Below are 25,425 nucleotides of genomic sequence, written 5' to 3' on the forward strand. Positions count from 1 at the left end.
TTGAATCAGCTAGAGCCAGAGAAACTCGAGAAACTCTTATCGATAATCCAGCCTTATGAAAAGGGTCAATATATATACCCAGGAATTCTTATTCGTCAGTTAAATATTCCGATGACTGAAGCTTATAATATCTTAAACATTATTAAAGAGTTAGGTTTTGTGAGCATGAATTACGAAGTTTATTGTTTTAAATGCAGTAAATTTACCGGACATGTGTTTGAAACAATCAGCCAACTCCCGGAATATATAGAATGTGAAGAGTGCGGCAGAGAATTAAAGCCATTAGATGACAGTATTGTGGTATATAAGGTGATTGTTGATGAATAATATAGGCTTTTCTCCGAAACAACTCTTACTTGAGATGTACGAAACGGACGAAAAAAGGTTTCGAGAAATAACTAGACTTGACGATAAAGAAAAAAGTAAATACAGGGAACTTCTTACCCATTTAAAAAGAGTGCATGAAGAAGATAAAGAAGCTAAAAAGAAAAAAATAAAGAGCCCTTATACTACAAATGATAAAGGAAAAGCCTTAGAAGAACTTGTGAGTTTTTTGTTGGAAAAATCGAGTGTTTTCGAAGTTTATCAAAATATAAGAAATAGTACAAATGAAGTTGATCAACTACTTATATTAAATCATAAAGGGAAAAAATTTAAGGAATTTTTAAATTTACCTGGTTATATTTACTTGTCCGAATGTAAAAATTATAATAAGAAAGTAAGTGTAACGTGGGTAGGAAAGTTCTTTTCCCTTTTAATATCTAATAAATCTAGAATTGGCTTTTTATTTTCTTATCATGGGTTCGCCGGAAGCAGTTGGAACTCTGCTGTTGGTTTAGTAAAAAAACTATTTTTAACTAAAGAAGAAATTAATCAACGAACTTATATTATTGATATAAATTTAAAGGATTTTGAAAAGATTGAAGAAGGTTATAGTCTTTTAGAAATAATAGATGCGAAAATGAAAGCAATTAGATTAGATACCAACTTTGAAAAGTTTTTAGAATTAAAACATCCAGCTCAGGAATAAGGTAAATTTTAATATCGTCTTAAAAAGCCACTTATCTAAATAAGTGGCTTTTTATTACTTACGTTTCTTTCCCTCTTATTCTACTAAAAACGTTCGGAAAAGTGTATGTGTTTTAAAGTCCGTTCGAAAAAGGTTTTTAAACTTAAATGAACGATAAGAATAATAGATTTCCTCTACAAAACAACCGTCCGTAAAGGTATACCTTTACGGACTTTTATTTATCATTTGAATGTAAAGCCTTTTTCTACGCTCAAATTAGTATCTCTATACAAAGAGAATTGGTATTTTCCTGCAGAGAGTTTCCCTGGACTAATTTTAAATTCGTAACCCGAAGTGGCGTCATCATTAGGAATAGTTTCTTCCATCAAGACATTGCTCTTATCCCTGATATTAGCTAATTTTAGTACAAACTTTTTATTTTGTTCTTCCTTCCCCAAATTGTCTTTAAAATGTGTAGAGACAATTATCTCCTTGTTTCGATCCACTTTATTTTGTGGATCGATGATTTGTTGAGATTCATCATTCGTTTTATATCCTATTTCTATATTATCTCTGTTGATTTCTCCATCGTCTTTGAGTATAAAAAAAGAGATTACAATAGAAATTAATACAATAGATGAAATCAATAATTTCTTCCTTTTTACCATATAAATTACCTACTTTATTTTACTTATAATTACTCATTTAATTAATATCTAATGCTACGAGCTACATATAAAAAAGGGGTAGAACTTTTTTCTCCCCCTTTTTTCTTATAGAGAGAATTGCCTTTTATTTATTGTCATTAGTTATTTCTAAAGAGATGTTTTGGTCCCCAATTTTATTACCCAAATAAGTAAATAAAATAGTGCTACATGTAATCATCGTTACAATGACTGCTGCTAGTACGTCATAGTCGATAATCAGCTTCCCAGGATCTACGAGTAATAAAATATAGGTTAATACAATCCCTAATACTACCCCTATCATTAATCCAATTACGATATAGGTAGTAACTTGTGAAAGAACTATATTTCGAATTCCTTTAGGTTTAACACCCATGGTACGTAATACAGCATATTCTTTTCTTTTTGAGTAGATATTGTTGGCCAGCGAATTAAATACACCAACCATTGTACAGACAACTAAAGTTGCTATTACTACTATAAAGATACCCCAACGTTGATAAAACATGGATGTAGCTTGTTTAACGGATTGTTCATAGTTACTGATTTTAATTTCTGGGAACTGACTCTTTATTCCCTCAAGCTCATTGGCTGCATCTTTTATATGCGCAGAATCTACATAAAGCGAATCAAAATCGACGGTCATTAATCTGCCATTGTTCCAGTCCACATAGGCATCAGCACTATCAATCATATTCTTTTCTATTGCAGCAACTTTATAACTGCCTTTTGGCTCAACAGCTTGTGTTGTGTTAGAAAATTCTCCTACTTGAACGCTTTGCCCTACTTTTAAATGATTTTGTTTGGCAAACCGTTCAGATATAATTAAGCTATTATCAGCAGGTTTCTTTTTTAATTGAGACATTAGCCCTTGTGCTTGTAGCCTTTGTAGGTCAACTACTGCATAATCCATATCTATATGTTTGCCCTTCACCTGTAACTCTGCCAATCCTTGAGTACTAAAATTGCTAACGGACTTCACATTCGATAATTTCTCCACCACGTTAGTCAATTCTCTAGAGTCTATTTTTGTATTAGAAAGTCGAGTGTTAACAACAATAGGAGTTCGAAAATCATTTTTTAAACTCTCCTGTTCATTGACTTGAATGGTCCTTAAGGTAACTGATCCAAACACAGCAATAATCATTAAGGAGCTTATTGTTAGTACAATCAGTGTATTTTTTTTGACTTGAGGGATTAAATTTTTAATCGCTATGTAATATTCTCGACCAAATATTTTTTGTCCAAAAGGTAATAGTCCTTCCAAAATTTTGGGTAACCATACAGGGAAAATGATAAAGAACGCCAGTAGGGCAAAAATAGCAGCTATTAGTAGGAAAAAGACCCCATACTCACCCCTAGTTGGCAGCACTTGACTAGCTATTAGTAAGAATACAGATACACCTATTAAAATCTTAAAAAGAATGACTCTAGCTTTAGAGTATCCAAAATCTAAACGCTCATTTTTCTGCATAACCTTAAGGGGTAATATTTTCGCGCTTCTATAAGACGGTATCAATAAAAATAATTGAATGATGATAAAGCTAGATAAAGCAATAATAAGTGCAATTCCTAAATGAAACTGTGTTGGAGATGAAGAAATCTTAAAGAATTTGTCCATCCATGTATAAACGTATTTTTGACTTAAAAAAGTTCCTAACAGGCCTATGAATATACCTGAAAAATTAATAATGATACTTTGAGTAAAAATTAATTGGCTTATTTGCTTTGTGGTGGCTCCTAATGAGCGCATAATAGCAAATTGATTTTTCATTTTATAAAGTAGTAACTCGAAATTAGAAATAATTAAGAGTGAAGTCACTATCAATACTAAGAAGGATAATACAATAACAAACACTTGTAAGGATTGTAGATTATTCTTAACAAATGGATCTTGCTCTGCTACATCGATTCTTAAATCTTTGTCATACGATTTAATTTGATTCGACAATGTTAATACGTTCGTGCCCTTTTTTGCTTTAATTAATAAATAAGTAGCATCTGCATGTACATGCTCATTTAATCTGTTGTACTCTTTGGCTTTTTTCTGATTCATTAGGATCATATCAGGAGCAATACCTGTAGCATCAAGGTCATTTATGACTTCTACTAAGGTAAAGGAGTGACCTTGAATAGACACTTTGTCTCCAACCTTAGCGTGTAATGTTTTAGCTAGCGCTTTATTCATCGCTATAGAATCATCGTTTAAAAACTGTTTAAAATGATAACGACTCTTTGCCAAGTCACTGTTTTCTACACCTGCTGTGTAGGTAGAAGAATTAATCTTATCTAGGGTAACGTGCGTGATTGATACTCTAGATAGTTGCTCCACGTTCTTATTTTTTGATATTCGTTCTGTTAAGCTAGGCGAAACAACTTTACTTTGATCGATATTAAACCCCACGGATAAATCCATATCCCCATACATTTGTTTTAATTCATGTTTTAGAGTACTTTGAGCATTAAACGAAAATAACACCATGCTTAAAGCTAGCATGGATGCAATAGCAATACTGAGTATGGAAGAAAAAACAATAAATTTATTGGCACGAAAAAGTCTCAATGCAAGTCCTTTTAACGATTTCATACTACTTGCCTCTTCGTAATCAGTTTAAACTTCTCCAAGATATATTCTAAATCATTGTGTGCATTACACTTGTATTCATCTACGATATGGCCATCATGAAAAAATAGCACACGATCTGCATATGTTGCCACGTGAGGATCATGCGTGACTAACAAAATACTCTGTTCAAGCCTTGTTTTTGTATCTACTAAAGCATTTAAAATGTCTACAGATGTATTAAAATCTAAGTTTCCTGTAGGTTCATCAGCTAAGATAATAGGAGGTTCTGTAATAATGGCTCTTCCTATAGCTACACGCTGTTGTTGTCCACCTGACAGCTGAACAGGTCGATGAGATTTCCATTCTGTTAGTCCTATAAGTTCTATCACTTGATTTACCTTTGAGGTAATAAGTCCTTCTTTTACTCCTTTTAGAATTAAAGGAAGGGCAATATTCTCCTCTACGGTTAAATCTTTTAACAAATGAAAGGACTGAAAGATAAAGCCAATATTGTCTCTTCTATATAACGAGGCTTGGGGTTCCTGAAACATTTCTTTTGAATACTTTCCATTTACCTTAATAGATCCCGTTGTAGGTTCATCTAACGCACCTAAAATATTTAAGAGCGTACTTTTTCCTGAACCACTTGTCCCCATTACAGCAACCATTTCTCCTTTATACAGTTGAAAGGAGATATCTTTTAGTGCTTCTACTTGTTGTTGTTCACTCTTATAAACTTTTGATAATTCTTTAATGTCTAATACTGTCTGATTACTCATGTATTCACCTCGAAGTATGTTTTCATCTTAAAAACTAAATCTGACCTTTCTTATTGTAAAAATACTTGTTCTTAACCCTTCACCACCTACAAGTAGTACGTTCTTAACTGGAAAAAGTTCCATACTTATGAAAAAAATACATAATTTACACATCAGCTGCTTTTTATGCTTATATTCCGTGAAGGAAAGTACGCTAACTAATATTCGATGGATAATATAGTAACTAGCTATTGCATAAGATACATACACAAACAAAAATTAAAGTTAATTAAAATATATATTTAATTTTATTAAAAATAGTTTTAATTTTATTTAACTTTATGGTATATTCTAAATATAGGAAGGGGAGGTTATTTGTGGATAATAAAGATGTTCCTTCGTGGATACTCTCGTTGGAAATGGATGATGTAGAATTTATAAGAAAATTTGTATTAAATTCAGGTTCATTAAAGAAGCTTGCAAAAGACTATGAGGTGTCTTATCCAACTGTTCGTATACGCTTGGATCGTCTAATACAAAAGATTGAAATAAATGAGGAGCATGATAAAGAAGAACTGATCAGTCTTGTTAAAAAACTTGCGATTGAAGAGCGTATTAGCTTGGAAGACGCAAAATTAATTATTGAAAAGTATAAAAAAGAAAAGGATGGCTGTTAATGAATGATACAACCAAGCTATTGGTAGTGATAATAATACTAGGATTTCAACATTTTTTCTCAACTCGAAACAATAAATATTTTGGTGCTATTCTTCCACTAGGATACACACTGGTAATGATTTGGTTGTTTGTAAATAATCAATTCGACAAACCACTGGCATTTATTCTATATCTCTTATTAGGATTAGCCTTTTTGTTATCAGGTTGGAAAGCAGGGAGAAATAAATATCAGAAAGATAGAAAAAACGAATTAAACAAAATGAAAACTAGAGATATATAAACAGGAAAGGGAGATTAAATAATGGATTGGAGTACTATTTTAGTTATTGCAATTGCAATCTTAAGTCATAATTTTTTATCTACTCGAGCGAGTGTGTATTGGGGTGCAATCATTCCAGGATCTTTTTTAGCATATTGTGGGTGGGTCTTGTTTACAAAACATCAAATATTAATTGATCATCCTATAAAAGCTCCCTTAGCCGTACTTTTTGTGTTATCTATATTTATTGTGGAATGGGGAGTAGGCAGAGACTCTTATAAAAAAAAGCAAGAAAAAGAATTGAACAAGATGAAAACGAGAGATATATAAAATCCAATTAAAATTATATAAGGGAGAACACTATACATATGTTTACAATTTGTTTTAGAGAGTTTAAAGATTTATTCAAAAGTATCCGTTCAATAATAGTTATTCTTATTATATTTGGAGTGACATTAGGGGTTGCAAAAATACTTAGTCAATTTGGAGACCAAATTAAATCCTTTGGTTTAGGCAACAATGTATATGCAGCAGGTTTACTTACACTCCTTTTAATAGCAGGTCCACTTTTCGTTACGAGTTTATCCCATAATGTAATAAATCAGGAATTACATTCTAGAACCATTCGATTTCTTGCAACAAAGATATCTAGGGATAAAATAATTTTTGGTAAATTCTTAGGTGTATTACTATTTTGGATAGTATGTCTTTTAACAGCACTTTTATTGGTTGTTCCATTCTCCAAAGCGTTTTATTTTCCTGAGTTTATTCAAGCTGTAATTTATATTTCTTATTTTATTGGAATGACAATCTTGATCTCTACTATAATTGCTAAACCATCTATAACGATGTTTTTAGGCATTGCCATAGCTATAATAATGCCTGTATTAGGAATATGGGGCACGGTCTCTGAGAACATATTCTTAAGAATAGCTAGTCACATCACGCCTTATTTTTACTATACTCAAGAAAACACATCTTACACTTATTACGTAGCGTTTTTCCCAGTGATATTTTTAGTATTAACTATTTTCATTATGAGAAAGAAGGAATTATAAATGTATGCCATTGAAGCTAGCAACTTATCCAAAAAATATGGCGAAAAAGTAGTAGTAAATAATCTTAATCTTAAAGTTAAGGAAGGGAGTATTTTTGGATTTCTTGGAAAGAACGGCGCAGGAAAGTCTACATTTATAAATATGATTACTGGTTTAATTTCTCCTACTTCTGGTTCATTTAAATTGTTTGGTACTACTCAGTATACAGATAAAGATTTTTATACAAAGATAGGTGTACTTCCGGATTATTCTACCTTTTACGAACATCTAACAGCTCTAGAGCACTTGAAGTACTTTAGTGGAATCTTAGGTCTTTCTATGACTAAAGAAGACCTGATGGATATATTAAGGTTAGTAGAATTAGAGGATTCGGCTAATTTAAAAGCTGGAAAATTTTCTTTTGGGATGAAAAAAAGGTTAGGTATTGCTCAAGCATTAATCAATAATCCACGTATCTTATTTCTTGATGAACCAACTTCTGGTGTAGATGCCAACGCTGTTCTAAACATACATTCTTTAATTAAAAATGTTTCTAAAAAAGGTACAACTATTTTCTTAACATCACACAATTTAGATGAAGTAGAAAAGCTATGTGATGACATCGCAATAATGGATAAAGGAAACATAAAGATACAGGGGAGTATGGAGGAATTAAGAAACGAATACACAAATAATATCACCCTATATATAAAACACGGGGAAGTTCAAGAAGAACAAAGAGAATTTCTTGAGAAGAATTTATTAGCTTTAGCTAAGAGTGTAAAAGTGGGAAACAAGAATACCGAATTAATGATAGATCATGAGGAAACTATTAATTCAGTAAATAGATTATTTTTATCACAGGAAATTAATGTATATAGATTAGAGATAGACGAGCCCTCTTTAGAAGAGATATTCATTAATATAAATATGGATACTATCTAATCAAAAATGAAGAAAATACATATTTTTAATATTATAGCAGGAATAATTATTATTGTTTCAATGAGCTTGGTACTTACTGGAGGAAGTAACAACATACCTTACTTTTTAATTATATTGTTTTTCATCTCTTACTTTATGCAAGCTATGAAGATTGGTAAGAGCGTTTGGGTAATGGTTACAGGATTACTAGTTGTTTGGTCTTTAGGTAGCTTACTTCCTTATTTGTTTGCTCCTTAAAACAATATAGAAGTAGTTTAAGAAGCTTTTTACATAGCTTCTTTTATTACAAAATTACTATAAGATGTCTCATGTTAACTACAAACTTATACTTTAATGAACAAAAATATTCGTATCTATTATAAGATCTTAAAGTAATGGAGCGTTAACAAAATAAAAAGCCACCTCTGGTCGTCGATAGAGGTGGCTTTTTGAACATCATCATTATGGAATTTACCTCTTATATATTAACATTTATTTCTAAAAAAAGCCATATATAATGGGGTGTTGCATATGAATAAAACGTGCACTTTTTATACATCCGCCTCCCACTTGGGTATCGAGTAAATGCCGTCATATCAAGGATGTATAAAAAGATGCATAAAACAGAAACAGGGCCTCATCCATAACCCTTATCCCACAAGGGTTCTTTTTGGTGATGTCTTCCGGAAAGAGGTATTATGTTAACTAGATCTGTATAAGGTATACACATTTCTTTCTCTTATTGTTAGAATAATTAGATTACTAGGAAAGAAGTGTGATGATGATGAAAATAGGCGTTCTTCCAACTGATTCCTTTATTGATCCCAACGGTAAAAATGTTAAGGAGGTCAAGATACTTATTGATGCGGTAATAAATTTGGTAGTTGATTATGCAAGCAATTCAGGAGATCATCCCCCTCTTTCACCTGAATGTAAAACAAAACTTTTTAATGAATTTTCTTCAGATGGTATTCCCACAGAAGAGCTTCTCTTACAGTTAGAGATCATATTAAAGCACTCTATGAATCCTTTAAACCCAAGGTACATGGGACATATGGACTCTATTCCTACGTTAATTTCCTGTTTGAGTGAGTTTGTAACAACTGCCCTTAATAATAATATGCTGAGTCTTGAAATGTCTCCTGTCTTTTCTAAAATGGAGGTTCAAGTACTTCAACAGCTTACTCAGATGTTTGATTTAGGACAAAATGCTGGCGGAGTTATAACAAGTGGGGGTAGCCTTGCTAATCTTCAGGCCCTAGCTGTTGCACGGAATTCTATCCTCCAAGTAAAAGAAAACGGACTAACTTCTTTAACAAAGAAACCTGTCATTTTGGTTTCAGAAGCAAGCCATACTTCCTTGCATAAGGCTGCAATGCTACTAGGACTAGGAACGTCTAGTGTCATTCCTGTAAAAAGTAATTATAATTCTCAAATGGATACTAAAGATTTAGAAACAAAGATTACTACACTTATTCAAGAAGGAAAGCAACCTTTCGCAGTTGTTGCTACCGCAGGAACGACTGTTACAGGTAGCATTGATCCTTTACTGCCTATTTCAGAAATAACAACGAAATACGGAATGTGGTTTCATGTAGATGCAGCATATGGTGGAGCACTTGTCTTTTCAAAAAACCATAAGAAACTTCTCTCTGGAATTGAAAAAGCAGATTCGATTACATTCAATCCACAAAAGTGGATGTATGTCGCTAAAACATGCGCAATGGTTTTATTTAAAAACCATCATTTGTTGGAAACTGATTTTCGTATTTCAGCACCTTACATGAATGAAACGGACTTTACTAATTTGGGAGAAATAAGCGTTCAAGGTACTCGACATGCCGATATTCTGAAATTATATCTATCTCTTCAGCATATTGGTTTAAAAGGATATGAGGATTTAATAAATCAAGGTTTCACACTTATTGAAGAATTTACAAGAGAAGTAAAGAAACGATCTTATTTGGAGCTATCAGGTGAATCACATACCAATATATGTTGTTTTAGACTACTTTTAAACGAGTATGACCAAAAACATCAAGATCAATTAAACCTTAAGTTGCAACAATATTTGTTAAAAGATCAGCAGGTGTTTCTATCCTTACCTGCTTATAGAGGAAAACGTTGGTTGAGGGCAGTTTTATTAAATCCCTTTATTTTGTCTTCAACTATTCAACAAGTGTTTAAAAAGATTGATGACTTTTATATTGAGCATTGCAAGGAACACCCACTCTTAAAGTAGAAATGTTTTTTAAAATTACTGAGGAATTAATTAAACATAATTGGTACCTAGAAATCACATTATGTAGACTAAAAATAGATATGTTAAATATGTGTTATAATGTAATTATAAGGGAAAAGAGGGTGTTTATATGTTTACAGTGGGGATTGATGTTAAGAAAACAGAAAAAGAATTAATTATAAAATGGCAACTTGCTAAATTTAATATTGCACTAGAAGATATTATTGAAGTTACGGAAGACGATACGTATGGCGGTAAACAAGCTGATGCAATCCGTATAGGTCCTCCATATGGTACGACTGATCGGATTTTCATTAAAACTAAGAAGCAAGATTATATACTCTTCACTACAAATAGAGCAACAATCCTAAACAGAATAAACTCATAATCGAAAGTGTTTATGTACATATAATAGCCATATCTAACCATAGATATGGCTATTAATATTTTGCTTTACTACTAACAATTTTGATTATGGTAACAATGGTTGGACATGACATACATTCTGAATTAATACGTAAACTTTGATAAAATGTAATTATAAGGAAAAAAGGGGAAGGGGTTATTTTTTGTTTATTAATTTTGTTGGTATGTTATCAGGTCTAATAATAGCCTTAGCAAACATTTTCGATTCTGGCTTTCATGGATTTATGCGTTGGATAATGATTATTTGTGGTTTATTAATGTTTATTTCTCATTTGAAACTATCTTTAGATAAAAAGAAAAATGGAGTAGCTAACCGAGATAAATAAAAGACTTAAAATCTTTATGAAAAGGTTGATAAAATGAAAAAATCGTTGTTCTTAAATGAAAATTTTAAAATTTTATGGACCTCTCAGATTTTACAGACGTTAGCAAATACCTTATTAACCATTTCAGTTATGGTTAATGTCTACAAGCAAACTAATTCGGTATTAGGTTCAGGTGCTGTACTAGCATTGACTTCTCTTGCAGGATTTCTAAGCAATTTATATGCTGCTAAGTATATTAATTCATTTCATACCTTAGCTTTATTGAGATTTGTAGGATGGTCTAGAGGAGTTTTAACTTTAATATTAGGTGGATTAATTGTAACTCATTTTACATTCTCATTCATTTTATTATTAATTGTTTTATTTGTATTAAATTTTATTGGGGCTTGGTATGCACCTGCTCGAATGTCTGTTATTCCTCTAATTGTAGAAAAGAAGGAATATATTAGAGCGAATGGTAGTCTATCTGTGGTTAATCAAATTTTATTGGCTGGTCTTTGGGGAGGAGGAGGTATCTTAATCTTACTTATCTCTCCGTTTGCTATGATTCTTTTAATAATGGGTTCTTTTTTTGTCTCCGGCTTTCTAATTTATAAGATTGAATTACCTCATAAAGACGCTACATTAACAGTTAAGAAAAAAGCCCAACCATTGTGGAGTTCAATTTATAAATCTCCCATCCTTATAAATATTACTATTATGGACTTTTTTGAGGCTTTAGCTAATGCTATATGGTCTTCTGCTTTATTATTAGCATTTACTCATGATGTACTAGGCAAGGGAGAAGATTGGTGGGGGTTTATTAATGCGTCTTACTTCATTGGTGCTATTCTAGGAGGATTAATTGTTGTATATTTGTCAAGAATTTTAGAAATGAAAATGGGATACATTATAGCCTTAAGTGGTTTGTCTATGGGACTATTCACATTTATGTTTTCAACAACTTCCAGTGGAATACTTGCACTTATTTTTTGTTTATTAATGGGTCCTTTATATCAAATCAGAGACACATGTCAGGTAACGGTCTTACAAGATATTATTAAACAGTCTGAACTTGCTAAGGTCACAGCTGCTCGGAACATCATACTTACTCCTTGGACAGGTGTTACCTATTTAATAATGGGATATTTAGGAGATATGTTAGGTGTAAAATTTGTTTTTATTTTGGCAGCTGCTCTTTATTGTGGTTCAGCTATCCTGGCTTTGTCATCAAAAACTTTAAGGAACTATAATATTAAAACTGTAACGGAGCAAGAATCTCACTCTATAAAAGCTTAAGCACTTATATTACAAATTTCTAACCTGCCGATAATACGTTTTATGTTAACTAAAAGCGTGTATCATACGCTGATTAAAAGTAGATAAGAATACTGTTCGTGAACTAGCCTCCAGGCGTTGAGCTGTGTCTAACACCTGAAGGCTAGTTCATTTTAGTTAACTTATATTTAATTTTTATCTTTAATTAGGGTTAATTCATTGGTTTGAGATATTAAATCAATTTTTTTATTTCCTTTTTCATAATAAGTAGAGGCTCCTTCTCGATCTTTCTCCTGCCATCCTTTAGATTTAATTACTAATTTATATCCTGATGGTATCCCATTTTCTTCAGAAGCTTTAGACCAATCATACATGTCTACACGTTCGTTTTCTTTTACTAACTGTGCATTTTTAGGTACAGGGAAACCGGAGAATTTATCAGACGGGGTATATGCAAAAAATGTAACAAAGTAAAAAGTTGCTGCCCCTATTAGTACAACTGCTGTAAGAGTGATTGTCACATTCTTTTTCAATTTACTGCCCTCCTTTTATATTCATTATTTTACCATTAATTATAATTAAAGGAAGTTTATTTGCCAGTTTTTTATCTCAAGAAATATCTGTATAAAAAAGAATCCTTTGCCTACGAGGCAAAGGATTTTCAAATTTATTGGAATAGGGGGAATACGTTATTATTCTGGCCAGATTTGTAGATTCATATACCCATATCTTTTAAAAAAATCTCATAACCGTATATAATTTAACTAAATAACTTCTCCTAACTATTATAATCTGTTGTGTAAATAGTAAAGTATTTCATGTATTATTAAGGTTTTACTATTTACTTTAAGTGACGACAAATTGGTTATTTTTCTACAAGGCGTGTAATAGGTAACGCTATTTTGAAGAAAGTAATTTAATTATTACTTAATAAAGGTGGATGCTTAGGTGAAATTCCAATTTTCATTAGCTGATTAAATCGTACGTGAAATAAAAGCTAAAAAGAGAAATTCAAAACTAACAGGATTCTTCTTTTTAAGCATAGAAGGTAATAATAGTAAGTTTACCAACCTATTAGGGAAAAGGAGGAATTAAGGTGTTCAGTAGCAAAAAAGATGATATTCAAGATCATTTAATAAAAAAAGGATATGACATTAAGGAATTCATGAGTGAGAATGGGGATTGGCACTATTTCAAAGTAAGTACAACATGGTCAGGAGTTCATACAGTAAAAGTAAAAGATAGTTTTTTTGGATACGATATCCAAAAAGTTTAATAATTAAAAATATTTATTTTAACTAAAAATGTATATCATATACAGGTTAAAAACAGAAAAAACTACCTACGCGTCGACGGAAGGTAGTTTTTTTGGATACAAAGTGAAAAATTCAATTGATTTTTTAAGGATGTGAAGAAAGTGCCTGTAAGGAAAGATATAGGAGAAATAAACAGACTTGCTCAAGCTAAGGGAGGAGTCTGTTTATCTAAAAGGTACATTAATAATAAGCAAAAGTTGTTTTTTAAATGTAAGGAAGATCATATCTTTCAAAAACGTTTAAACGATTTAAAATCGCATGATAGCTGGTGTCCATTCTGTGCTCAGGTCAGAAAATTAACTCCTGAATACGTGGAACAGATACTCATAGCCTTGAAAGAAGAAGAAGTGAATCTTTCGCAAAAATTACCCAAAAGTACAACACATAATCGATTGTCGATTGGAGATATGTGTAAACTTGCTCAACTAAATGAGGGTAAGTGTTTATCAGAAATTTACGTAAATATTATGACGACTTTGGAGTGGGAGTGCCGAAAAGGACACAGGTTTGAAGCAATACCCAATGATGTTAAAAATTCTAATACATGGTGTCCATATTGTAGTAATAAAAAAGTATGTGATGATAACTGTTTAATAACTGTTTATCCTGACGTTGCGGCAGAATGGCATCCGACATTAAATGGAAGGCTGACGCCTTATGAAGTAGTGTTTGGTTCATCAGAACGTGTATGGTGGCAATGCCGATTTGATAAAAGCCACACATGGCAAGCAAGAGTAGTAGATCGATTAAATCGGGGATGCCCAAAGTGTTGGAAAGGACAAAAAACATCTTTTCCAGAACAGGCAGTTCATTTTTACTTGAAACAAGTGATGGAAGACACTGAAAATAAGTTTTATCATGAAGTTTTTAAAGATAAGAAGCAAGAAATAGACATCTATATTCCATCTGTTCAATTTGCTGTGGAGTATGATGGAAGACCTTTTCATGATAGAAAAGGACAACAGGAAAACGATGAACAGAAAAATTACATTTTGAAAGAAGAGGGAGTCAGACTAATACGAGTACGTTCTGATGGGTTGCCAATTATACAATTACATGATGCATTATTATTGACTCATCATTATTCACAGGGTCGTTATTATTCATCGTTAGATGAAGTGATCCTTGAAATTTTTATTTCTTTGGATTTGCATCTTCAAAAACAATATCCATCAATTTATGAAAAGAAGAAAGACATAACTCGAAAAGTCATGCAATCTATTTCTTCGTATAATGATAGATTAGAAATCTTGAGTCAGTACCGTACTAATAAAAAAGAAAAAAGCTTAAAGATGTTAGCTCCAGAAATTGCGGAAGAATGGCACTATGCAAAAAATAGTGTAGTAGGTCCAGAACATATTTTTGCTAATTCTCACAAAGTTGTTTGGTGGCAATGCGAGCAAGGACATGAGTGGGAAGCACCTGTGAAACAACGAAAAAACGGAGGGGGAAATTGCCCGATTTGTAACTCTATTGTTACAACACATCCTGATATAGCAAAGCAATGGCATCCAAAGTTAAATAAGACAGCCATTCCATACGGTATTACATATGGATCAGATGTTCAGGCTTGGTGGATTTGTTCATGCGGATATGAATGGAAAGAGGAAATAGCTAAAAGGACAGGAAGAGAAGCAAAAGGCTGTCCAGTTTGCCGTAATAAAATCTTAAATCAAGTATCCTCATTACAGGGTAAATATCCAGAAATTGCGGCGGAATGGCACCCGACATTAAGTGGAGATGTAACACCAGATGATGTTTTTCCAAACTCGAAAGAATCTGTGTATTGGATGTGTCGAAATAATTCAGAGCACGTATGGAAAACGAGTATTGCGTATCGAGTTAATAAAAAAACAGAATGTATATATTGCAGAGGCGTAAGAACACACTTTGAAAATGGATTTTCCTCTCAATATCCTAAACTTATGGAAGAATGGTGTTACGAACAAAACAAGGGAATTAATCCTGATAATTCATTTTTAAAACCTATGGAAAAAGTATGGTGGCGCTGTAAAAAGAAACAGAACCATATCTGGGATATGCCCGTTTGGTATCGTATAAAAGGAGAAGGCTGTCCTTATTGTGCCAAAAAGCGCGTGTTGCCAGAGGAGAGCTTTGCTGCCCTACATCCTAACTTGCTCTTAGAGCTACATTCAAAATTGAATGAGGGAGTGGACCCATGGCAGTTAGCACCTAAATCAGGGAAAAAAGTGACATGGCAGTGTAAGAGGGATGAACGGCATATATGGGAAATGGGAATTCATAGACGCACTCATCATGGTGAGGGTTGCCCATACTGCTCAAAAACACGCGTGTTACCAGAAGAAAGCTTTGCTGCGTTATTCCCAGAAATACTCGAAGAATGGCACCCTGTCTTAAATAAAGGAATTAATCCATGGAGTCTATCCTCCAAATCAGGGAAAAGAATAACTTGGCAATGTGTAAATAATGAACGGCATATATGGGACACTATTTTGAGTTCCAGAACATCAGATTTAACTAAGTGTCCTTACTGTTCGGGAAGGCGTTTTTTAGCAGAAGAAGGATTTGGTGGTCGCTATCCATATTTAGCCAAGCAATGGCACCCTACAAAAAATAAAAGAGACCCTTACGGATATGCCCCTAATTCAAAAATGGTTGTTTGGTGGTTCTGTGAAGAATGTAACCATGAGTGGAAAGATAAAATGGTAAAACGTACGACTACAAAAAAACAGAAACCTTGCTGTGGTAAATAATAAAGGGGGAAGAGAACAAGGGAAGAGAACGATTCAATGAATTAGCTAAGTTTCATAAACTAAAAGAATGTGATAGGTTTTAATTGTTGTACTGCTCTCAAATATATAAAAGTTAGCCAACTATTTGGCTGCCTTTCTCTATTTAGCATCGGGGGGTTTTTTTGCTTGTAAATCGAAAACAGAGAAATAATTTAAGTGAGCTTAACAAATTTTAAAAAAATAAAGGAGCATTGCAAGATGAAATTTTTCGCAAAAATCCTTTTTGCCTTAAGCCTTAGTTTCCTTATTTAATAAGGTAAGAACGGTTATTGATTTCATAAAAGCTCTCCTCTTTTTTATATTTTTATAAGAAACGAAAAAACCACCTTTTAATTAGAAAGATGCTTTCACGTCACAATCATTTATAAATAAAAAACTAGTTAATCGATGAATTTGACATGCAGAGAAACGCTCTCTGACGAAATTAACTTTTGTTTTGCGTATAACTGCTCATTCGATGCAAATTTCAGTACCTAGAAAAAGCGTCATTTCTTTGCTGCTACAGATACTTTAATATTAGGCAGCTTAAAAAGTTTTGCTCCCTCTGAATTTAAGGGTTAAGAAGTAATTTTTTTGACCCTAGATTTTTCATTTCACAACCATTCTAATAGCTGTGCAAGTAACTAATGAGAAATCTTATAGAAAGTCTTTAAGTGATTACTTTTTCACGTAAACAACTGTTGATTTTAGGAATTATTTCCTTTAAACTAAATACAAGTCACTCGTTTGAGTGACTTGTATTCAAAGAGTGTGAGGGATTATATGACTAAAACACCGTCTGGATTTAAGCGTTTGAATGCTGATATTCCCGAAGAATTGTTTAAAGAATTTGCAAAGAGATGTATTGAAGAAGGTGTGAGCAAAAAAGAATTTCTTGTTCAACTTTTGGAGAAAGAACTCTTTAAAGATTCAAAGAAGTAAGAAAAAAAACAAAATAAAAGGGCACTTTCCCTGCCAGGAAAGCACCCCATGTAGAACTCGTAAGGACTTCTATTATAACATGGGTTGCCCTCAAAAAACAGGAGGGTCTTATCATGGATCAAAGTGAAAAACTTTTAATGGGAATTGAACATGTTTTGAGTGTGGCATCTGATTTAGTTGATGAAGTTGCTCGACTAAAACGTGTAGAAGAAGAATGCAAAATCCTGAAAGAAAAAGTATTTCTCAATCAATTTACCTTTGCTGAACAACAAGTTTTTGAGCTTGCTTTAGATGGATATTCTGGACGGGAAATGCAGTTGATTCTGTCGAAAGAAGAAGCTACAATCAAATCACAAAGACAAAATATTATACGCAAATTAGGTGTATCCTCCATGAAAGAAGCCGTTAAAAAATTTCAACATTTAGAGTACGAATCACCAAGAAAACTTCTTCAATCCCGATAAACTGACGTGACCTTCAGAGGTACTTCACATCATCAGAATATACACGATAAGTTACCTGTAAAGGGGACTTTATATCCACACTATATACTCAGAAAGGAACCTTAAGGTGTGCACCTAAGCAAATTTCGTGGTATCACGGTGAAGCTAGGCTCTGCCTAGCCCCACACACCCTGTGGGGGCAAAAACCCCTTATGCTCTTCACGATGTTTTTTACGCTTTTTATATTGACCCTATAAAAACACAGAAAAGGAGAACAAACATGGAAATTAAAGTGAGAAATGTATGTCCGGTTGCTGTGAGTAAAGTAGATCGTTTAGCCAAAAAAAAAGGTCTTTCTAGACAAGCTTTTTTGAAAGAACAAATTGAAACATTATCCATTATGAAAGAAGTAGAAAAGCAAGAACAAGCCATCGATGATTTGTATGATCGAACGATAGATACCATGCAAAGATGCTCAGATGCGATGACGAAGATGGATCGTACATTCAATAAACTCTTTGGGGAGGATGAAGAAGAATGACAGCAAGCAAACACAGAAGAATGATTTCTTTAAGTGAAGAGGCTGATGAATATCTTCATAAACATATGAAAGAAAGAGGCTATCGTTTTCCAGGAGATGCGATTGCAGATATCATTGGAAAATATGAACGATTAAAAAATAATGAGCCCGATGAAACATTTTTAGACGCTGCTACAATTGACGCAATAGGTCAGGCTTATCTGAAAAGAGCAAGTGGATTTTATCATTACTTAGACGATGAGTTAAGTGAGATAAAGGAAACGACAAAGAACACACAAATAGACACTCGAGTATTAATGGAACTCGTTAATAATTTATACGACCAATTAAATATTCAAAAGTTTAAGTCCACAGAGTTCGGTGAAACAGAAGCGACCAAGAAGGCCAAAAGAGTTGCGCTACACAAGATTCAAGAAGAAAAAATGCAGTTCAGGGAAAAAAGAAAACGGGAAGCAGCAGAAGAAATGGACCATTTATTTGAAGATTAATCTTAGTGTTTATAAAAGCAGGCCTTAGCCTGCTTTTTCTGCTTCTATAATATAGTGAAATGAACATTTTTAGTAGCTAAGTTCAAAAAGCTCATTAATGAGTAAAAGTAGCTTTCATACCTATGTCTTGATATATACATTACGTTTGTTTTATCAATAACAAACTATATAGCTCGTTGTTGAGACTTTTAACAGTCATTGTGAGCTTCTATGTATAGGACATTAAAGAAGCTTATAAAAAGCTTAAGAACCTCCTAGAGCTATTCTAAGAAAAAGATAAAACATACTCTTCTCTCTCATAAAATATACAGTAAAAATTAAATAGTAAAGAATCAATGGATGAAGTCGAAAGTCTAGAGATGAATTTAGAGGGTTAATAGATGAAATATAGAATTGAGATAGTTTTTAAAACCAACAGTTATACGCCTTTTACGTCCTCATAAACAGTATTGAGCTTAAAAACAACAGAAGCTACTTTCTGGAAGAGGACTGGTATAAATCTTACCAAGAAGCTCATCAATAAGGAAGTCAGAATACTATATTTTTAGTGTTCTCTCTTTTTGTTTCCGATAAGGGTTATTATATTAACTAACTTTGTATATTGTATATAGGGCTAGTGTTCCATGATTTAATTAAAACTTCAAGTTCAATATAACCACTTACTCCAATAGGACTTATACTCTTGTAATCAATCTTTAAATTAGATAACCTTTTCACCCTAATATTATATGTTTTGAAGTTGTAAATATAAATAAAGACAGCCTCCTATTAATACAAGAATGGCTGTCTCCTTGACCTTAGTCCTTACTTATCCGAGTGACTTGCACTTTTTTCCCATCTTCGAATCCTTTTTGTAAATCTGAGCATCCAGCCAATGAAACTACAGCTAAAGTCATTAATGTTACACAGATTAGAGCTTTTTTAATTATGATAATTCTTCCTTTTTTATTAGATTTTCTATTCATATTTTAGTGCTTCAACAGGATTTTGTTTAGTTGCTTTATTAGAAGGGATAAAGCCTGCAATTACACTGACAACAATACTTAGTGCAATACAAAATACAATTAAAGTAAGAGGCAAGTCGAATAATTTAAAATAATTTTTTTTCAAAATTATTTTAGCTATTTCATTACCTAATACAGATATTAAATATGAACCTATAACACCAATTGCTCCTCCTAAAAAACCTATAACTGCTGCTTCTGATAAAAATAGACGCCTGATATCTTTTCGACGTGCTCCTAACGATTTCAAAATCCCAATCTCACGTGTTCTTTCTAACACACTAATATAAAGGACAATACCAATCATAATTGAAGAGATTACTAGTGATATACCAGCAAAGAGACCTAAAGCAGCTTGTGCCATTTTAAAGTATGTATTAATCTTCTTCATTTGCTCTTCATCAGAATCTACATATAATTTCATTTTCTCTATTTTGTTTTGTATAGAACTAAAATCTTTTGGTGATTTAGCAACTACACTTAATGAATATATATTTCTATTGTTGGACGATTTGTCGTTAATTTTTGCCGACTCTTTATAAGGTATATAGTTAAATGGCAAACCGAATGGACCATCTTTAACAATGCCAGAAATTGATAAGGTAGATTTAACAGATTCATGATGACTTTTTGAATCTGTCAAAGTTTTGATACTCGTCTTAACTTTCTTTCCGAGAATATCTTTATATTTTACCTTATCCCCATATATGTCCTTAGCCGTACTCTCTGATATTAATATTGATTTATCATTATCTTTCGGATAAGTTCCCTTAATTAATTGATTGGTGTTGAAGTCACCTTTATATTTTTCAGGTTGTAACATCAGCATAGGGACACTTAATTCATCAGATTTTGTCAAAATGCTCCCTTCTAAGTTATAGCTTGGATATACTGAAGCCACACCAGTTATATTCCTGATTTTCTCGATGTCATCTTTACTTATTTTTTTAGTAAGACCACTGTTTCCTTGAACAGTTACTATATTTTTCTCAGCAATTTGCTCCAATTCATCAGTCACCTTATTTTGGACACCAATACCTAATCCAACCATAATGGCTATGCCACCGATACCTATAGAAGCACCGAATGCTGTCAACATTGTACGCCATTTCTTTTGTTTTATATTACGAAATGCTAATTTTAATGTGGTACTCAAGTTAATAGTAGAATCTTTGGTAGTTAAATCATCATCATTGGTATTTAATTTATTGGGCACTTCTGCTTTCATATTAGAAGTATCTGATAAAACTTGACCATCAAGCATTTCAATCACACGATCAGCATGATTAGCTAGTTCTTGGGAGTGAGTTACAACAATCACTAGCTTACCAGAACTTGAAATTCCCTTTAATAATTCAATTATTTGTTGAGATGTTCGTGAATCTAAAGCACCGGTTGGTTCATCAGCTAGTATAATATCTGGATTATTAGCTAACGCCCTCGCTATTGCTACACGCTGTTTTTGCCCCCCACTTAATTCATTAGGCCTATGGTTTGATCTTTCACTAAGTCCTACTTTATTTAATAACTCTTTAGCTCTTTTTAACCGATCTGATTTTGAAATTCCCGTTAAAGTCATGGAGACCTCGACGTTCTCTAAAGCCGTTAAATGGGGAATTAAGTTGAAATTCTGAAATATAAATCCTATTTTACTTTTTCTATAGCGATCCCAGTCTTTTTCCTTAAAGTCTTTAGTATTAGTACCACTAACTATTAAATCTCCTTTGTCCATACGATCAAGGCCACCAATAATATTTAACAGTGTGGATTTACCACATCCTGATGGTCCTAATATAGAAATTAGTTCACCTTTTTTAAAATCCATATTTACATTTTTGAGAACTGATATATTCTCCGATTTTCTTAGTTCATATGATTTTGAAACATTGCTAATGCGTATCATTTAATGTATTCACTCACCTATACAGTTTATATATTATGTAATTGATCTAACAATAAAATTATATATTTTCTTTAAAATATATAATTTTATTTATAGTCCCAATGAACCTATTTTCATTTAATGAAAATAAAGATAAAAAGGACATCCCATACAAGCCACACATACTAGAAAGGAATGAGAAAAGTAGCACGTTTAGTAAAACATAAAAGAGTATGATATTTCCTTTCTTATTATCAGTTTATACTTACTTTTGTTAATGACTGAAAGAACTTCTTATACAAATTTGGAATTTTCAAATGCGTAGAAAGAATTTAATATCAATCTAATTTATAAAGATATTAAATGCTCTTTTTAGTGAAGAAAAATTTATGTATGAAAGTATTTAATGAAAAAGACCTCCTAACAAAAGAAGGTCTTTTTTGTAAAATCACTTTACATTTTAGATTATTTAAATTAAAATGACATATATATATTTCTTATGCAAAATATATGTGTCTATTTTATCAAAGGGAATAAGTCGCATTATTTCCTTTGGTAATTACTTTCCAAAAATCTTTCCGATTCCATATGTACCAGCTCCAGTAAGTACGCCGCCACCAATTACTTTTAAACCAGCTTTAATAATTGCTCCCATTTATATCACCTCTATTTATCTCTTTATGTATTTAAATTATTAACTTATTAACCAAAAATCTTCTTTAATGCACCGTATGTAGCTCCGCCAGATACGCCACCAAGAAACGCTTTTCCAACCATTTTAAGCATTTATATTTCCACCCTTCTTATTATTATTTCTTCTTCTTATTATTATTTAAAAATTCTTTCTCCTGCTTCCCAACCAATAATACCAGCTGCACCTTTTAGAGCTGCTTTACCTATAGCTTTCCACATACAATACACCTCCCTTTCAATATATATGAATCTTTTATACCGTAAAAATAACATTTTTTGTTTTTAACTTGGAAAAGATGTATTGATATGGTAAAATCGACCCTGTTAGAAGATTAATACATTTTTGGAACTAAGTCAATATTTTAATATAAAATAACAATTATTTAAAAATAATTAGTAGAGGTTAGAGACGTATGAATTTTAAAACTGGAACTTTAAAAGATCTTTGGAAAGAAACTAATCCACCCAAGCTTATGCTTTATCTAGGTATATTTTTAAGTGTAGTTAACACTGGAATTTCTTTGGTAATACCTTTGGTATTAAAATCACAATTAGATACTATAATTAATGGTTTTTCATATGAGTTAATGCTAAAGATTATCATACTATTTATTTTAGAATTACTATCTATGTCACTATCAATATATTTTCTTGGGATTGTTGGACAACGTGTAGTTTTAAATATTAGAAAGAGAATCTGGGACAAATTATTAAAATTAGAGGTTAACTTTTATAATAAAAATCAATCTGGAGAAATAGTCAGTAGGATAACTAACGACACAACTGTTACTATGAATTTATTATCTACAGAAATGGCTGACTTATTTTCTGGCCTATTATCTATTGTAGGTTCTGTAATAATTTTGTTCTTTTTAGATATACCTATGACTTTAGTCTTATTATCTGTTATACCAGTGGTACTTCTAGTTATTTTGCCTATTAGCGCAGTAATAGAAAAAGTATCTTATGAAAGACAAGAATACATGTCAGAGTTTACTGGTTATTTATCTAAAATACTCAGTGAAATTCGATTAGTTAAGTCTTATAACACTGAAAGTTTGGAATATGATTCTGGTAAGGAATATATGATATCTCTTTATAAAAATGGAGTTCGTGGTACTAAAATAGAAGCTATTCTAGTACCATTGTTGAGTATTGTTATTACTGCTACCATTCTTTTAGTTATTGTATATGGTACATATAGAGTTCAGTCTGGTTATATTTCTTCTGGAGAATTGTTGGCATTTATTCTTTATCTTTTTCAGATAGTTGCTCCAGTTTCTACTATAGGTAGGTTTGTTACAAATTTAAAATCAGCTACAGGTGCTACCAAAAGAATATTTGACATTTTAAAAGAGAAAGAAGAACGAGATCTAGAAAGTAGTAATCAACCATCATTTGGAGATTTAACTTTACATAATGTTAGCTTTAAATATGACGACAAACCAATTTTAAAAGATATATCATTTACTATTAAACCTAATACTTTAACTGCAATAGTTGGTTCCAGTGGATCAGGTAAGTCAACTTTATTTTTCTTACTAGAGCGTTTTTACCATCCATGTGGGGGTGAAATTTATTTAAATGGAGAATCTCACATGGATATTAATATAGATAAATGGAGACAAATGTTTAGCTATGTGTCCCAGGACTCTCCTTTGATGGCAGGTACAATAAAAGAAAATATTTTATATGGAATGAACAAAAATATATCTCAAGATAAAATTACTAAGGCTTGCATTTTAGCTAATTGTCATTCATTTATCAAGGAATTGCCTAATGGTTATGATACAAAGTTAGGTGAGCGAGGAATTAATCTTTCTGGAGGACAAAGGCAAAGAATCGCCATAGCTAGAGCATTTTTAAGGGATACTCCATTTTTATTATTGGATGAAGCAACTGCAAATCTTGATTCACAGTCTGAAAGCGTGATCACCAGGGCTATTGAAAAATTGATGCATAACCGTACTACTATTGTTATTGCTCATCGTATTTCTACTGTTAAAAACGCTGATCAAATTATAGTTATTGATAATGGTAATATATCTGGGATTGGTACTCATAAAGAATTATTATGTAATAATGATTTATACCAAACCCTTGTATATAAACAATCTACTGCATCTTAGATAAAGGAGAGATTTAAATGAAAAAAGTAATTTTGGCTATTTATAATGGAAAACGTTTATTCTTTTGACATTAAAAGATAAAAAAATATTGAAAACATCCTCCAATTGTTGTAATATATAAGTTGCATAAGCAATATATATATTGCTAATATGGAGGATGTTTTTTATGTCTTTGAATAGAATTAAATTAGCTAGAATGGAAAAAAGTTTAACTCAAAAAGATCTTGCTGATAAGGTTAATGTCACGAGACAAACAATTGGTCTAATTGAGTCTGGGAAATATAATCCATCTTTAAAATTATGTTTGGATTTAGCTAGAAATTTGGATAAAACGTTAGATGAGTTATTTTGGGAGGAAATTTAGAATGAAGTTAAAGAAAATATTTAGTATTACAGAGTACGAGGATGAACGAGTAAAAGCACTAGAATATAAATCTTATTCTGAAGCAGGTTTTTTATTAGTTGTTTTAGCATTTATTGATTTAGTTGTTAGAGGAATTTTTATGGATCGTCCATTATCTGAATGGATAGTAAGCTTGATTTTTGTTGTTACATATATTATTTATGTTTTTATACGTCAGTCCTTTATGAAAATTACTAAAGACCACTTATTGGAAAAGGAAGAAAAAAGAAAGAACAATATTGAAGAATTTTCTTTTTTAGGCACTGTTTTTTTATATGTACTATGGAAGAAAATTATTCAAGGTACATCTTTGATTCCATCTGGCATGTATGATTGGATTATAAGTCTAGTGGTATTTGTTGTGATTTGCGCATTTATGTATAGTTTAAGTGTGATTATAAGCAAAAAAATCCAAAAAAAGGATTAATCTATCATCGTAGAATCTGTTTATTTTTAGTCTACTCAATGGATTTCTCAAGATGTTCATTTTGTAAGTTTATTTCACAAACAGCTATAGAGATGGTGAAAATATTAGTAATTTTAACGCAGGGCACTGTCTTACTGGAGTTAGTGCCCATTTTTATTGTAAAGCAACTAAAAATATAAGTTCTTACAAGCTCGTTTAACTTAAATTTGGGTCTGTAATTGCCTTAAGGCAATAGC

Annotated in this window: 26 protein-coding genes; 20 read left to right on the top strand and 6 right to left on the bottom strand. The window is 32.0% G+C overall.

Annotated elements, in window-relative coordinates:
• Together SCI76_RS27490 and SCI76_RS27495 are read left to right on the top strand one after the other, a co-directional pair.
• On the top strand, positions 1–327 hold a 327-nt coding region (locus tag SCI76_RS27490; RefSeq protein WP_407545321.1), incomplete at its 5' end, for a hypothetical protein.
• A complete protein-coding gene (locus tag SCI76_RS27495; RefSeq protein ID WP_407545322.1) occupies positions 320–1,030 on the top strand; it encodes an acetylglutamate semialdehyde dehydrogenase in 711 nt (236 codons plus the stop codon). The genes SCI76_RS27490 and SCI76_RS27495, both read left to right, overlap by 8 nt.
• 221 nt (positions 1,031–1,251) lie before the next feature.
• Here SCI76_RS27495 and SCI76_RS27500 read toward each other — a convergent pair whose 3' ends face one another.
• The 3 genes from SCI76_RS27500 to SCI76_RS27510 form a co-directional block, all read right to left on the bottom strand.
• A complete protein-coding gene (locus SCI76_RS27500) occupies positions 1,252–1,656 on the bottom strand; it encodes a hypothetical protein (protein WP_394530736.1) in 405 nt (134 codons plus the stop codon).
• Between the two features lie 145 nt (positions 1,657–1,801).
• Positions 1,802–4,282 carry an FtsX-like permease family protein gene (locus SCI76_RS27505; protein WP_394530737.1) on the bottom strand — a complete coding sequence of 827 codons (2,481 nt, stop codon included), beginning with the start codon at positions 4,280–4,282 and terminating at the stop codon, positions 1,802–1,804.
• A complete protein-coding gene (locus SCI76_RS27510; protein ID WP_394530738.1) occupies positions 4,279–5,040 on the bottom strand; it encodes an ABC transporter ATP-binding protein in 762 nt (253 codons plus the stop codon). The genes SCI76_RS27505 and SCI76_RS27510 overlap by 4 nt, the downstream gene beginning before the upstream one ends.
• 356 nt (positions 5,041–5,396) lie before the next feature.
• Here SCI76_RS27510 and SCI76_RS27515 point away from each other — a divergent pair, with 356 nt between their 5' ends.
• The 9 genes from SCI76_RS27515 (at position 5,397) to SCI76_RS27555 (ending at position 12,189) form a co-directional block, all read left to right on the top strand.
• A complete protein-coding gene (locus SCI76_RS27515) occupies positions 5,397–5,696 on the top strand; it encodes a DUF2089 family protein (protein WP_394530739.1) in 300 nt (99 codons plus the stop codon).
• Positions 5,696–5,977 (top strand): hypothetical protein, encoded by a 282-nt coding sequence (locus SCI76_RS27520; RefSeq protein WP_394530740.1) that lies wholly within the window; start codon positions 5,696–5,698, stop codon positions 5,975–5,977. Before SCI76_RS27515 ends, SCI76_RS27520 begins: the two co-directional genes overlap by 1 nt.
• Before the next feature lie 21 nt (positions 5,978–5,998).
• Entirely contained in the window at positions 5,999–6,286 is a 288-nt protein-coding gene (locus SCI76_RS27525; protein WP_394530741.1) for a hypothetical protein, read from the top strand.
• Between the two features lie 38 nt (positions 6,287–6,324).
• Positions 6,325–7,014 (top strand): ABC transporter permease, encoded by a 690-nt coding sequence (locus SCI76_RS27530; RefSeq protein ID WP_394530742.1) that lies wholly within the window; start codon positions 6,325–6,327, stop codon positions 7,012–7,014.
• Complete coding sequence (locus tag SCI76_RS27535) at positions 7,015–7,938, top strand: ATP-binding cassette domain-containing protein (RefSeq protein WP_394530743.1); 924 nt, start codon at positions 7,015–7,017, stop codon at positions 7,936–7,938.
• A 757-nt stretch (positions 7,939–8,695) separates the two neighbouring features.
• The gene (locus tag SCI76_RS27540; RefSeq protein WP_407545323.1) at positions 8,696–10,159 is read left to right on the top strand and encodes a pyridoxal phosphate-dependent decarboxylase family protein; all 1,464 of its coding nucleotides are present in this window, start codon (positions 8,696–8,698) and stop codon (positions 10,157–10,159) included.
• Between the two features lie 130 nt (positions 10,160–10,289).
• The gene (locus tag SCI76_RS27545) at positions 10,290–10,547 is read left to right on the top strand and encodes a hypothetical protein (RefSeq protein ID WP_098622474.1); all 258 of its coding nucleotides are present in this window, start codon (positions 10,290–10,292) and stop codon (positions 10,545–10,547) included.
• A gap of 181 nt (positions 10,548–10,728) precedes the next feature.
• Entirely contained in the window at positions 10,729–10,911 is a 183-nt protein-coding gene (locus tag SCI76_RS27550; protein WP_155017599.1) for a hypothetical protein, read from the top strand.
• 33 nt (positions 10,912–10,944) lie between these two features.
• The gene (locus SCI76_RS27555) at positions 10,945–12,189 is read left to right on the top strand and encodes an MFS transporter (RefSeq protein WP_155017598.1); all 1,245 of its coding nucleotides are present in this window, start codon (positions 10,945–10,947) and stop codon (positions 12,187–12,189) included.
• A 167-nt stretch (positions 12,190–12,356) separates the two neighbouring features.
• Here SCI76_RS27555 and SCI76_RS27560 read toward each other — a convergent pair whose 3' ends face one another.
• Positions 12,357–12,701 (bottom strand): hypothetical protein, encoded by a 345-nt coding sequence (locus SCI76_RS27560; protein ID WP_407545324.1) that lies wholly within the window; start codon positions 12,699–12,701, stop codon positions 12,357–12,359.
• 563 nt (positions 12,702–13,264) lie between these two features.
• Here SCI76_RS27560 and SCI76_RS27565 point away from each other — a divergent pair.
• The 6 genes from SCI76_RS27565 (at position 13,265) to SCI76_RS27590 (ending at position 18,651) form a co-directional block, all read left to right on the top strand.
• The gene (locus tag SCI76_RS27565; RefSeq protein WP_407545325.1) at positions 13,265–13,444 is read left to right on the top strand and encodes a hypothetical protein; all 180 of its coding nucleotides are present in this window, start codon (positions 13,265–13,267) and stop codon (positions 13,442–13,444) included.
• A gap of 141 nt (positions 13,445–13,585) precedes the next feature.
• Positions 13,586–16,219 carry a zinc-ribbon domain-containing protein gene (locus SCI76_RS27570; RefSeq protein ID WP_407545326.1) on the top strand — a complete coding sequence of 878 codons (2,634 nt, stop codon included), beginning with the start codon at positions 13,586–13,588 and terminating at the stop codon, positions 16,217–16,219.
• 801 nt (positions 16,220–17,020) lie between these two features.
• Positions 17,021–17,179 (top strand): hypothetical protein, encoded by a 159-nt coding sequence (locus SCI76_RS27575; RefSeq protein WP_155404447.1) that lies wholly within the window; start codon positions 17,021–17,023, stop codon positions 17,177–17,179.
• Positions 17,180–17,292: 113 nt separating this feature from the next.
• Positions 17,293–17,643, top strand: coding sequence for a LuxR C-terminal-related transcriptional regulator (locus SCI76_RS27580; RefSeq protein ID WP_407545327.1), 351 nt, complete (start codon positions 17,293–17,295; stop codon positions 17,641–17,643).
• 259 nt (positions 17,644–17,902) lie between these two features.
• A complete protein-coding gene (locus SCI76_RS27585) occupies positions 17,903–18,163 on the top strand; it encodes a hypothetical protein (protein WP_407545328.1) in 261 nt (86 codons plus the stop codon).
• Positions 18,160–18,651, top strand: coding sequence for a hypothetical protein (locus SCI76_RS27590; RefSeq protein ID WP_407545329.1), 492 nt, complete (start codon positions 18,160–18,162; stop codon positions 18,649–18,651). Before SCI76_RS27585 ends, SCI76_RS27590 begins: the two co-directional genes overlap by 4 nt.
• A 957-nt stretch (positions 18,652–19,608) precedes the next feature.
• On the opposite strand, the gene SCI76_RS27595 is transcribed toward SCI76_RS27590, so the two are convergent.
• Positions 19,609–21,558, bottom strand: a complete 1,950-nt coding sequence (locus SCI76_RS27595) for an ATP-binding cassette domain-containing protein (protein WP_407545330.1) — start codon at positions 21,556–21,558, stop codon at positions 19,609–19,611.
• Between the two features lie 538 nt (positions 21,559–22,096).
• Positions 22,097–22,192: a GatB family leaderless bacteriocin gene (locus SCI76_RS27600; protein WP_407545331.1), complete on the bottom strand. Its 96-nt coding sequence runs from the start codon at positions 22,190–22,192 to the stop codon at positions 22,097–22,099.
• A gap of 451 nt (positions 22,193–22,643) precedes the next feature.
• Between SCI76_RS27600 and SCI76_RS27605 the strand changes: the two genes are divergently transcribed.
• From SCI76_RS27605 to SCI76_RS27615, 3 genes are all read left to right on the top strand, one after another.
• The gene (locus SCI76_RS27605; protein ID WP_407545332.1) at positions 22,644–24,359 is read left to right on the top strand and encodes an ABC transporter ATP-binding protein; all 1,716 of its coding nucleotides are present in this window, start codon (positions 22,644–22,646) and stop codon (positions 24,357–24,359) included.
• 166 nt (positions 24,360–24,525) lie between these two features.
• Positions 24,526–24,723: a helix-turn-helix transcriptional regulator gene (locus SCI76_RS27610; RefSeq protein ID WP_407545333.1), complete on the top strand. Its 198-nt coding sequence runs from the start codon at positions 24,526–24,528 to the stop codon at positions 24,721–24,723.
• A gap of 1 nt (position 24,724) precedes the next feature.
• The gene (locus SCI76_RS27615; protein ID WP_407545334.1) at positions 24,725–25,189 is read left to right on the top strand and encodes a DUF6773 family protein; all 465 of its coding nucleotides are present in this window, start codon (positions 24,725–24,727) and stop codon (positions 25,187–25,189) included.
• Positions 25,190–25,425 lie beyond the last annotated feature (236 nt).

This window comes from Priestia sp. HNGD-A6 (assembly GCF_045784335.1).
GTDB lineage: Bacteria > Bacillota > Bacilli > Bacillales > Bacillaceae_H > Priestia > Priestia zanthoxyli.

What these genes read in the sequence shown, in the direction of transcription:
- SCI76_RS27495 (WP_407545322.1), top strand. Translation starts at nt 320, where the DNA reads ATGAATAATATAGGCTTTTCTCCGAAACAACTCTTACTTGAGATGTAC.
- SCI76_RS27505 (WP_394530737.1), bottom strand. Translation starts at nt 4,282, where the DNA reads ATGAAATCGTTAAAAGGACTTGCATTGAGACTTTTTCGTGCCAATAAA.
- SCI76_RS27510 (WP_394530738.1), bottom strand. Translation starts at nt 5,040, where the DNA reads ATGAGTAATCAGACAGTATTAGACATTAAAGAATTATCAAAAGTTTAT.
- SCI76_RS27520 (WP_394530740.1), top strand. Translation starts at nt 5,696, where the DNA reads ATGAATGATACAACCAAGCTATTGGTAGTGATAATAATACTAGGATTT.
- SCI76_RS27525 (WP_394530741.1), top strand. Translation starts at nt 5,999, where the DNA reads ATGGATTGGAGTACTATTTTAGTTATTGCAATTGCAATCTTAAGTCAT.
- SCI76_RS27530 (WP_394530742.1), top strand. Translation starts at nt 6,325, where the DNA reads ATGTTTACAATTTGTTTTAGAGAGTTTAAAGATTTATTCAAAAGTATC.
- SCI76_RS27535 (WP_394530743.1), top strand. Translation starts at nt 7,015, where the DNA reads ATGTATGCCATTGAAGCTAGCAACTTATCCAAAAAATATGGCGAAAAA.
- SCI76_RS27540 (WP_407545323.1), top strand. Translation starts at nt 8,696, where the DNA reads ATGATGATGAAAATAGGCGTTCTTCCAACTGATTCCTTTATTGATCCC.
- SCI76_RS27545 (WP_098622474.1), top strand. Translation starts at nt 10,290, where the DNA reads ATGTTTACAGTGGGGATTGATGTTAAGAAAACAGAAAAAGAATTAATT.
- SCI76_RS27555 (WP_155017598.1), top strand. Translation starts at nt 10,945, where the DNA reads ATGAAAAAATCGTTGTTCTTAAATGAAAATTTTAAAATTTTATGGACC.
- SCI76_RS27575 (WP_155404447.1), top strand. Translation starts at nt 17,021, where the DNA reads ATGACTAAAACACCGTCTGGATTTAAGCGTTTGAATGCTGATATTCCC.
- SCI76_RS27580 (WP_407545327.1), top strand. Translation starts at nt 17,293, where the DNA reads ATGGATCAAAGTGAAAAACTTTTAATGGGAATTGAACATGTTTTGAGT.
- SCI76_RS27585 (WP_407545328.1), top strand. Translation starts at nt 17,903, where the DNA reads ATGGAAATTAAAGTGAGAAATGTATGTCCGGTTGCTGTGAGTAAAGTA.
- SCI76_RS27590 (WP_407545329.1), top strand. Translation starts at nt 18,160, where the DNA reads ATGACAGCAAGCAAACACAGAAGAATGATTTCTTTAAGTGAAGAGGCT.
- SCI76_RS27595 (WP_407545330.1), bottom strand. Translation starts at nt 21,558, where the DNA reads ATGATACGCATTAGCAATGTTTCAAAATCATATGAACTAAGAAAATCG.
- SCI76_RS27600 (WP_407545331.1), bottom strand. Translation starts at nt 22,192, where the DNA reads ATGGGAGCAATTATTAAAGCTGGTTTAAAAGTAATTGGTGGCGGCGTA.
- SCI76_RS27605 (WP_407545332.1), top strand. Translation starts at nt 22,644, where the DNA reads ATGAATTTTAAAACTGGAACTTTAAAAGATCTTTGGAAAGAAACTAAT.
- SCI76_RS27610 (WP_407545333.1), top strand. Translation starts at nt 24,526, where the DNA reads ATGTCTTTGAATAGAATTAAATTAGCTAGAATGGAAAAAAGTTTAACT.
- SCI76_RS27615 (WP_407545334.1), top strand. Translation starts at nt 24,725, where the DNA reads ATGAAGTTAAAGAAAATATTTAGTATTACAGAGTACGAGGATGAACGA.